The sequence below is a fragment of the Vibrio sp. OPT46 genome (assembly GCF_015163535.1).
GTDB lineage: Bacteria > Pseudomonadota > Gammaproteobacteria > Enterobacterales > Vibrionaceae > Vibrio > Vibrio alginolyticus.
In genome coordinates, this window is sequence record NZ_JADDYG010000517.1 from 9,612 (window position 1) to 18,650 (window position 9,039).

Annotated in this window: 8 protein-coding genes and 1 pseudogene; 2 read left to right on the plus strand and 7 right to left on the minus strand. The window is 44.4% G+C overall.

Features of this window, described 5'->3' with window-relative positions; genetic code table 11:
* Positions 1–81: 81 nt before the first annotated feature.
* From IQR33_RS21005 to pspA, 7 genes are all read right to left on the minus strand, one after another.
* Positions 82–648 (minus strand): DNA-3-methyladenine glycosylase I, encoded by a 567-nt coding sequence (locus IQR33_RS21005; RefSeq protein ID WP_017634671.1) that lies wholly within the window; start codon positions 646–648, stop codon positions 82–84.
* A 72-nt stretch (positions 649–720) separates the two neighbouring features.
* Entirely contained in the window at positions 721–3,831 is a 3,111-nt protein-coding gene (gene vmeI, locus IQR33_RS21010) for an efflux RND transporter permease subunit VmeI (protein ID WP_085569587.1), read from the minus strand.
* Positions 3,828–4,925, minus strand: a complete 1,098-nt coding sequence (locus IQR33_RS21015) for an efflux RND transporter periplasmic adaptor subunit (protein WP_005378112.1) — start codon at positions 4,923–4,925, stop codon at positions 3,828–3,830. Before IQR33_RS21015 ends, vmeI begins: the two co-directional genes overlap by 4 nt.
* 1 nt (position 4,926) lies before the next feature.
* The gene (locus IQR33_RS21020; protein ID WP_005378114.1) at positions 4,927–5,958 is read right to left on the minus strand and encodes an efflux RND transporter periplasmic adaptor subunit; all 1,032 of its coding nucleotides are present in this window, start codon (positions 5,956–5,958) and stop codon (positions 4,927–4,929) included.
* Between the two features lie 161 nt (positions 5,959–6,119).
* Positions 6,120–6,509 carry an envelope stress response membrane protein PspC gene (pspC, locus tag IQR33_RS21025; RefSeq protein ID WP_025766867.1) on the minus strand — a complete coding sequence of 130 codons (390 nt, stop codon included), beginning with the start codon at positions 6,507–6,509 and terminating at the stop codon, positions 6,120–6,122.
* Positions 6,502–6,735 carry an envelope stress response membrane protein PspB gene (gene pspB / locus IQR33_RS21030; protein ID WP_005378117.1) on the minus strand — a complete coding sequence of 78 codons (234 nt, stop codon included), beginning with the start codon at positions 6,733–6,735 and terminating at the stop codon, positions 6,502–6,504. The genes pspC and pspB overlap by 8 nt, the downstream gene beginning before the upstream one ends.
* A gap of 14 nt (positions 6,736–6,749) precedes the next feature.
* A complete protein-coding gene (pspA, locus tag IQR33_RS21035; protein ID WP_005378119.1) occupies positions 6,750–7,421 on the minus strand; it encodes a phage shock protein PspA in 672 nt (223 codons plus the stop codon).
* A 232-nt stretch (positions 7,422–7,653) separates the two neighbouring features.
* Here pspA and pspF point away from each other — a divergent pair, with 232 nt between their 5' ends.
* Both pspF and IQR33_RS21045 read left to right on the plus strand, forming a co-directional pair.
* A complete protein-coding gene (gene pspF / locus IQR33_RS21040; RefSeq protein WP_170890558.1) occupies positions 7,654–8,649 on the plus strand; it encodes a phage shock protein operon transcriptional activator in 996 nt (331 codons plus the stop codon).
* Positions 8,650–8,854: 205 nt separating this feature from the next.
* Positions 8,855–9,039, plus strand: a pseudogene (locus IQR33_RS21045) (ABC transporter substrate-binding protein); the annotation flags it as partial.

Genomic DNA, 9,039 nt, shown 5'->3' on the forward strand with positions numbered 1-9,039 from the left:
GCCACTCAATGGCGTCGAATCGAAGCTTTGGAACGTATTCATGATAGCCAGAACTAACAACATTAGCTTAATAGCCAAACGTTACTTATTCTGCTTTTTAGGACATCCAACGATATGGTCATCCACCATGCCGACGGCTTGCATGAAAGCATAACAGATGGTTTCACCGACAAACTTGAAGCCTTTCTTTTTTAGGAATTTACTCATGGCTTTGGATTGCTCTGTCGAAACTGGCACGTCACTCATATGTTGCCATTGATTAATGATTGGTTCGCCGTCCACGAACTGCCACAACGCGTCTGATAAACTTCCGTATTCAGCAATTAACGCTTTGGCCGCTTTGGCATTACTGAAAACCGAGTTAATCTTTCCGCGATGCCTTACAACATCGAAGTTTTCCACGATGTATTCAGCGCGTTCTTCATTTCTTTGTTCCAACGCATCTAGATCGTAATTCTCGAACGCTTCTCTGTAACCTTCGCGCTTTTTAAGGATGGTGATCCAACTAAGACCAGCTTGCGCACCTTCCAAAGTAATAAATTCAAACAGGACTTGGTCGTCATATACTGGCACGCCCCATTCGGAATCATGATATTCGCGCTCTAATGGGTGATTCATCGCCCACGCACACGTTTTTTGTTCTGTCATTATTCTTCCTTAAAAAGCGCCTCTAACTGATGAGCTAGAGGCGCGATATTTTTCATCGTTATATCAGTAGCACTAAGCCTGTTTCGGTACTGCCACTTTATGGAACAAACGATACAACACTGGCACGACAATCAGTGTCAGGACTGTCGCAAAACCCAAACCAAACATAATCGTAACCGCCATTGGTTTGAAGAAAATATCTGGCAACAGTGGGATCATACCAAGGATCGTCGTGATAGCAGCCATACAAACGGGACGGACGCGACTTACCGCAGCATCAACGACCGCGTCATAAGCCTCTTTACCGGACTTCATTTCAATTTCAATTTGGTCCAGTAATACGATGCCATTTTTGAGCACCATTCCCGATAAGCTTAAGAAGCCGAGCAATGCCATAAAACCAAACGGCGTGTTGAGTGCCAACAAACCGGTGGTGACACCAATTAACGCCAGTGGCACGGTAAGCCAAACAATGAGTGGCTCTTTGATAGAGTTAAATAGGAATACAGTGATCAAGAACATGAACAAGTACCCCATTGGCATAGTAGTAAACAGTGACTCTTGAGCATCACCTGAAGATTCGTATTCACCACCCCACTCTAGTGAATAGCCAGGAGGCATTTGAATCGCTTCGATTTGGGGCTGTAAACGTTTTTGCAACGTCGATGCGGTTTCTTCACCTAGAATATCAGGGTCTGCCATCACAGTGAGCATACGCTTACGGTTCTTACGTACGATGATAGGATCCTCCCAACGCATGTCGTAACCCATTGTGACTTGTTGAAGTGGGATAAACTCACTCTGTGCTGGACTCCATATTTTCATGCCTTCGATGTTACGAATATCAATGCGCTCATCTTCTGGTAAACGAGCCACGATAGGCATGAGCGTCGTGCCGTCTCGGTATAAGCCTATCGTCATTCCAGAGAATGACATGGACAAGAAATCATCGACGTCCGATTTGGTAATGCCATAGCGACGTGCCTGACTCTCGTTAAACTGAGGTTCAAGAACTTGGGTTCGTTCACGCCAATCATGCCTGATATTTGTTGCCTGAGGGTCGGCGTACATGATGTCCTTGACCTGAGCGGCTATCGTACGAAGGACGGTTGGATCTGAGCCAATAATACGCGCTTCAATTTTTGCACCACCACCAGGGCCTAACTCAATCTGTTTGAGCTTGTAATTGATTTCTGGGTAGTTGGCTTTTAAATACTCTCGAAACTTCGCCATTAATGGTTTTAACGCTTCGTAATTTTCCATACGAGTGGTTATCTCACCATAAGCCGCATAACTTTTCTCTGGCGCGTACGTTAACATGAAGCGCTGTAAACCTTTACCCGCGGTCGTCGTGATATGGTCAACATGCTCTTGCTTAGCTAACCAACTTTCTAACTCTTTAAGCGTTGTGTTAGTTGCTCGAATATCAGTTCCTTCTGGCATCCATACATCTAACTGAAAAATCGGCGTTGTCGACGATGGGAAAAACGCTTGCTTCACAAAGGTGAACCCGTAAACACTTGCCGCTAATCCCGCAATCAGCACCACAACGGTAAACCAAGCACGACGCATACAAAACTGAAGAAACTTTTTATAAATAACGAAAATAACCCCGTTATATGGATCATTTTCTTCCCCTTCACCTTGTTTAATCTTCTGGCCTTTAAAGAAGATGTCAGCAAAGAATGGTGTCAACGAGATAGCGGTAAACCAGCTCAACATTAAAGAGATCAGCAGAACCGTAAACAAAGTGCCACAGTATTCACCCGTAGAGTCTTCAGACAGTCCAATTGGCGCAAATGCAGTTACCGCAATCACAGTTGCCCCAAGTAATGGCCACTTTGTTTGGGTAACAATGTCGGTCGCTGCTTGGAGTCGAGTTCGCCCTTTTTGAGTACCAATCAAAATCCCCTCAACCACAACGATTGCATTGTCCACCAACATACCTAACGCGATAACCAAGGCACCTAATGAAATCCGCTGCAAATCTATCGCGAGATACTTCATGAAAATGAACGTACCCAACACCGTCAGCAGTAAAATTAAACCGATAAGCAGACCTGAACGTAGCCCCATAAAGAACAGAAGTACGATAATGACGATACCGACAGCTTGAGCCAAGCTCACAACAAAACCGCTAACCGATTTATCCACTTCTTTCGGCTGACTATAGATTTCCGAAATTTCGATACCGACAGGTTGTTGGTACTTTAGCTCTGCAAGGCGATGATCAAACGCTTTTCCGACTTCAACGACGTTGACGCCTTCAGCAAAAGAAACACCCACGTTTAGTGCGAGGCTGCCGTTAAAATTAATAATATTATTCGGGACTTCTACGTAACCACGTTTTATTTCCGCCACATCTTTCAAGAAGATGAGCCCCTGAGCACCCGACTCAGTAATCAACAAATCGCCTAGCTCATCCACACTCTGGAACTCGCCAGTCGGCTGAATTCTGATGTACTCGTCACCAATTCTGATCGCTCCTGCGTCAGAAACTACGTTTTGCGTCGAAAGAAGATTAAACACGGTATCCGGAGCAAGACCTATACTGCTCAATTTTTTCATCGATACTTCGATGAACACTTGCTCTTGCTGTTGCCCAGATACCGAAACTTTACTCACGCCATCAACCAGTTCGAGCTCTCGGCGTAAGTAATCGACGTAATCCAGTAGCTCTTTATAGCTATAACCGTCGCCAGTCACCGCTAACAAAATCCCGTAAACATCACCAAAATCATCGATCACTTGAGGTTCATTCACACCTGGAGGCAACGTCCCTTTAAGGTCGTTCACTTTACGGCGCAACTCATCCCAAATTTGTGGTAGATCATCAGGGCCATAATTGTTCTTCATCGTGACCGTGATTTGAGATAAGCCTCGGCTAGAAATCGAATTTACTTCATCAACATAAGTAAGCTGCTGAATCGCTTTTTCGATTGGATACGTCACTTCTTCTTCGACTTGTTGCGGTGTCGCACCAGGGTAAGAGGTCACTACCATCGCATCTTTAATAGTAAAAGCAGGGTCCTCAAGACGCCCTAAACCAAAGAATGCGGCGATACCACCAATCAAAAATATCAGTGCGACCATCCAACTGATGACGCGATTTCGGATGAAGTACGCAGCAATACCGGTCACATCATCATCACTTTGAGGCACTGATTTATTAAGATCGCTCATAGACCGGCCTCCTGCGTAGCCATTTCCTGTATCACTTCCACTTTCATGCCATCCCTTAATCGAGAAACACCGGCAATCACAACTTTGTCTTTGAGCATGAGACCATCAAGGATTTGAATGGACGTTTTAGATGCCTTACCTGCTCGCACCTGTTTGCGCGATACCGTATTGTCGTCATTCAGTACCCAAACAAATTTGTTTTCGCGCCCCAGCTCGTCACCATCCGCATTAAAAATGGCTTCGATAGGGACATTAATTCCTAGGTTGAGATCAAGCCCAACATTCTCGTCTTTAGACGTTACTTCAACAGCCATCCCATCTAGGATGTACTCTTCTTCCGGCATAGGAAGCGACAGTGTGACAGTAAACGTACCTGTTGTTGGATCGGGCTCAGTCGTAAATTCTTTTACCGTCGCGTTATATTCGTTACCGCTGGGCACGCGCACTAATGCTTTGATCGCGGTAAGCCTTTCTTCCGTTGGCGGTTGGTTCACATAGAGGCGGTCTGGAAGCTGAATCAACACTTCGACTCGCTCCAAGCTGTGAATATTAACGATATGCTGTCCGACTTGAACATTTTCGAATTGGTCGATATTAACTCGCGAAATAATCCCATCCACGGGCGCTTTTAAGGCAGTAAATGATAGACGAAGTTTGGCTAACTGAAGCTCAGCTAAGGCGATTTGTCGTTGTGCTGCAATTTCATCAAACTGAGACTTAGCTAATAGGCCTTTATCAACCAAAGGGCGTGAGCGGCGATACTGACTGTCGACAACAGAAAAACGCGCACTCGCATTATCTACATCCAACTCATAGTCCGTGGGATCTAGCGTTGCAATAACATCACCCTTCGTGACTTTGTCGCCCTCTTTTACCATGATGCGGCTGACTTCTCCTGCCACTCTGAAGCTCAAATGAGAGCGATCCGCTGCATTCGCAACCGCAGGGAAGTACAAGTTGTCGTCCACCTTGTTTCCCGCTAATGACGTAACCCTAACTCGTGGCGTTTCGAGCTCTTTTTCTGGCGCCTTATCCCCACAGCCAACGAGAAAAAGCGTTGAAAGTAAAGTCGCTAGAGAGATGATTCCTTTCATATTACAACCCTCTTTCCTTAATCCACGCTCTTACCTTAATTCCGGGTTCAATTACACTGACACCCGAGATAATGATTTGGTCGCCATCGTTAAGCCCGGCTAACACTTGATTTTTGTCATTCATCTCAATTGCGGCTTTGGATACAATGCCTTGCTCATCGACACGCCAAACGTATGTTTTGCCGTTCTCTTCTAGCAACGCGGAGTTAGGAATCTTTGTCGCTCCTGCACTTTTGGACAGGAGGTAAGCATTGCCAGACATTCCCGGCAAAAGGCCAATTTCTGCTGGTCGCTCCATGACCATCGTGACTTTGTAACTGCCCGTTTTAGGATCGGCTTCTGTATCGATTTCCTGAAAGGTTAAATCAAAGGCTCGCTCGGGGAACGCATCAAATATCATTCTGGCAGAGACATCGCTCCCCTGCGTGTAACGATTTAGAAGATAGTCTGGGATTTGGAATATCACTTTGAGGAGTTGGTTGGACTGAATATTCATCACCCCTTCTTTCGCGGCAACATATTCATGGTTTTCTGCTGGAATGTACGAAATAGTGCCATCATATGGCGCGACAAGTTTGGTATATCTTAAGTTTGCCTTTGCTTGATTCCATTGAGCTTTTGCTGAGTTGTGATTCGCTTTTGCCTCATCAAAATCTTGCTCAGATACTACTTGGTCTTTACGTAGCTTTTGGTATCGCTTGTATTGCACATCTGCGAGCAAAAAATTTGCCCGAGCTTGCTGTTCGAGCAGAGAATATTCATCTGGGTTTAATGACGCCAAAACATCACCTTTACTGACGACTTGACCTTCATTCACTTCTATCGTTTGAAGAAGCCCAGGAACTCGAAATGTCAGTACTGCTCTATCGCCAGCTTCCGTCGTGGCAGGAAAATGTCGCTCAAACTGGGCATTGCCAACAGATACTGTAAATAGCTTCGCAGGGCGCGATTCAGGTTCAGGAACAGGAGGAAGTTCTTTACCGCACCCCGACAAGACAGCCGAGATGGCAATAGGAATGAGCAATTTTCTCATTACATTCATCCATAAAAATTGGGGGATTATTTTTAAAGTAGATGAATTTTGAACGAACTTCCAGAGCAGAAAAGATTAATAGTGCTTTAAAATTAGTAATTTGTGATAAAAAAGCAGGCTTTATGCCTGCTTCAGTTAAATCTTCTTTGGATACAAAATGCCTAGAGCTTACTGAATTCTCTGTTCACCCTATATGTATCAGACGTAACATAAGCTTCCATGTTACGAATTTTGCCATCAAGACGGTCAAAATCCCTTTCCAACACACTGAGCAGTTGATCAGGGCTTTGCCCTTTCTGCCAAGGCTTACTTTTGAGCGTATGCTCTTGCTGCGCTCTGATATTTTCAGAATACGTTACTGGTTGCTTTTCTAACATAAACGCCATCGCGATGTACGCTAACAATACCAAAAACGTACCACCTAACAGCGCTGCAGAAATCACTACAATACGAATCAACCAAACTTCTGCACCAAAGTAGTTGGCAATTCCGGCGCAAACACCGGAGATTTTGCCATTTACTGGATCACGATACAGTTCTCGATTATTCATACTTTCGTCTCCATGTTGGTGACTCAGCATCCAAGATGCGCTCCAATGTATCAACTCGGGACTGCATCGCTTCCGCTTTTTCAGATAGTACCTGAAGGCGCTCTAAATCTTGGCTCGACAGTGCACTATCTGTTTTGCGTTTGCTGCGATAGTGTAAGAAGAGCCATAGTGGAGCGACAAAGATTAAAAAGACAATCACTGGTCCTGCTATAAAAAATGCCGACATAAATGGCTCCTTTCTTATTTATCTTTCGATGACATCTGTTCTTTCAGTTTTGCCAACTCTTTTTCAATTTCGTCTTGTGCCTGCAACTCTGCAAACTCTTGTTCTAGCGATTTAGCATTACCAGTTTGAGCATATAGGTCTGCTTCCGCTTCCATTTCATCCACTTTACGTGAGTACTGCTCAAATTTCGCCATCGCTTCATTAGTACGGCTAGTGTGCAGGTGTTTTTGCACATCACGACGGTTAGATGCAGTTTGGTTACGAATTGCTAGTGCTTGCTGTTTTGCGCGCGTTTCAGCAATTTTGCTTTCCAACTTACCAATCTCGCCAGTAAGCTTATCGATCGTTTCTTCCACTAAGGTTTGCTCAGTGTGGAGGCCTTTAATTACTTGCTCTAGCTTTTGCTTTTCAATTAATGCTGCACGAGCTAGATCTTCGCGCTCTTTAACTAATGCTAAGCTCGCTTTTTGACCCCATTCGCCAATTTGCTCTTCTAACGTTTCAACCTTACGAGCCAACTCTTTCTTGTCTGCAATCGCTTTAGCCGAGTTAGTACGCACTTCAACAAGTGTGTCTTCCATTTCTTGAATGATAAGACGGATCATTTTTTCAGGATCTTCCGCCTTGTCCAGTAATGCACTGATGTTTGAGTTAACGATATCTGCAAATCGAGAAAAAATACCCATAACGGAACTCCTCTTTTTTCCTATTAAAACTCGACAAGGTGGTGATTAACCTTGTGTCTCCCTGAATATATAACAAGTAACGTGCCAACTTATAATTTTCTTTTAAATCAGAGCGTTATTCATTTTGTTGTCGTTACACACTATTGTGCTATGATGTTTTTCACCAACTGTTGGTGAAATTTACCAACTCTATCTCTAAATCATGGCTCGGCTGTTAAATAAGAAGGACTTTATGAAGCAAAACCTGATTGGTGAATCACCTGCTTTTCTCGCTGTACTAGATAAAGTATCACAACTTGCACCCATTGAGCGCCCTGTCCTCATCATTGGTGAACGAGGTACGGGTAAAGAACTTATCGCTCAACGTTTGCATTATTTATCAAGACGTTGGGATAAACCACTACTATCACTCAACTGTGCGACATTAAGCGAAGGGCTAATAGATTCCGAATTGTTTGGACATGAATCCGGCTCCTTCACGGGCTCTAAAGGTAAGCATAAAGGGCGTTTCGAGCGTGCCGAGGGCGGTACTTTGTTTCTTGACGAACTGGCAACCGCACCACTTTTGGTTCAAGAAAAGCTATTACGTGTCATTGAATATGGTGAATATGAGCGAGTTGGCGGTCATACCGCTCTCAATGCGGATGTTCGACTTGTTTGTGCAACCAATGCCGACCTACCAAAATTGGCAGAGCAAGGTGATTTTCGTGCGGATCTGCTCGACAGGCTAGCCTTCGATGTCATTATGTTACCGCCTCTTCGCGAGCGCAAAGAAGACATTCTCTCTTTAGCAGAGCACTACGCGATGAAAATGTGTCGTGAACTGCAACTGGAATACTTTGTCGGTTTTACCCCAAAAGCGCAGCAGTCGCTTATTGAATATGAATGGCCCGGTAACGTCCGCGAACTAAAAAACGTGATTGAACGTGCGATTTACCAACATGGTCTGAATGCTCACCCAATTGATGAACTGGTTTTCAATCCTTTTGAAACGGTTTGGCACAGCGCGCTTGGCCATAGTGCAAAACAAGCAGAGGAAGCATCAAGCAACACCATCCAATTCCCTCTAGACTATAAACAATGGCAAGAGGAACAAGATATCCATTTACTCAATCGTGCATTGGAAGAAGCCAAGTTTAATCAACGACAAGCAGCCGAGCTACTTGGCTTGAGCTATCACCAATTACGAGGGATGGTTAGAAAATATGGTTTGGTCGGACAAAGCTAACTTGACCGAGAGAACTCAATCAATACACGAGCTCGTGACTGCGCTCTAATTCGCATGCATTTATGGCATAACACCTTACAGTGTATGGATTTTATGTTTGGAGCGAGTTCACAAAGGTGATAAATTAGCGAGATCATTTTCGCTTGTTAGCTTTGAAAGAGTAAGATCAAACGAAACGAGCAAGATCCAATGAACATTTCATATTATGAATGCTTTTATAAGATTATCGCTGAGCCTTATTGGGATTAGCCTACTTACCGCTTGTGGCGATGAAATTGACCACAATGATATTCGCAAAGCTGGCTTTGTGTTTTGCGGACAGGGTAAGCCGACCACGTTTAACCCTCAGCTTATTGATAGCGGTATTACCGCAGAGGCTCTGAGCCCACA

What these genes read in the sequence shown, in the direction of transcription:
- vmeI (WP_085569587.1), bottom strand. Translation starts at nt 3,831, where the DNA reads ATGAGCGATCTTAATAAATCAGTGCCTCAAAGTGATGATGATGTGACC.
- IQR33_RS21005 (WP_017634671.1), bottom strand. Translation starts at nt 648, where the DNA reads ATGACAGAACAAAAAACGTGTGCGTGGGCGATGAATCACCCATTAGAG.
- pspF (WP_170890558.1), top strand. Translation starts at nt 7,654, where the DNA reads ATGAAGCAAAACCTGATTGGTGAATCACCTGCTTTTCTCGCTGTACTA.
- pspA (WP_005378119.1), bottom strand. Translation starts at nt 7,421, where the DNA reads ATGGGTATTTTTTCTCGATTTGCAGATATCGTTAACTCAAACATCAGT.
- IQR33_RS21020 (WP_005378114.1), bottom strand. Translation starts at nt 5,958, where the DNA reads ATGAGAAAATTGCTCATTCCTATTGCCATCTCGGCTGTCTTGTCGGGG.
- IQR33_RS21015 (WP_005378112.1), bottom strand. Translation starts at nt 4,925, where the DNA reads ATGAAAGGAATCATCTCTCTAGCGACTTTACTTTCAACGCTTTTTCTC.
- pspB (WP_005378117.1), bottom strand. Translation starts at nt 6,735, where the DNA reads ATGTCGGCATTTTTTATAGCAGGACCAGTGATTGTCTTTTTAATCTTT.
- pspC (WP_025766867.1), bottom strand. Translation starts at nt 6,509, where the DNA reads ATGAATAATCGAGAACTGTATCGTGATCCAGTAAATGGCAAAATCTCC.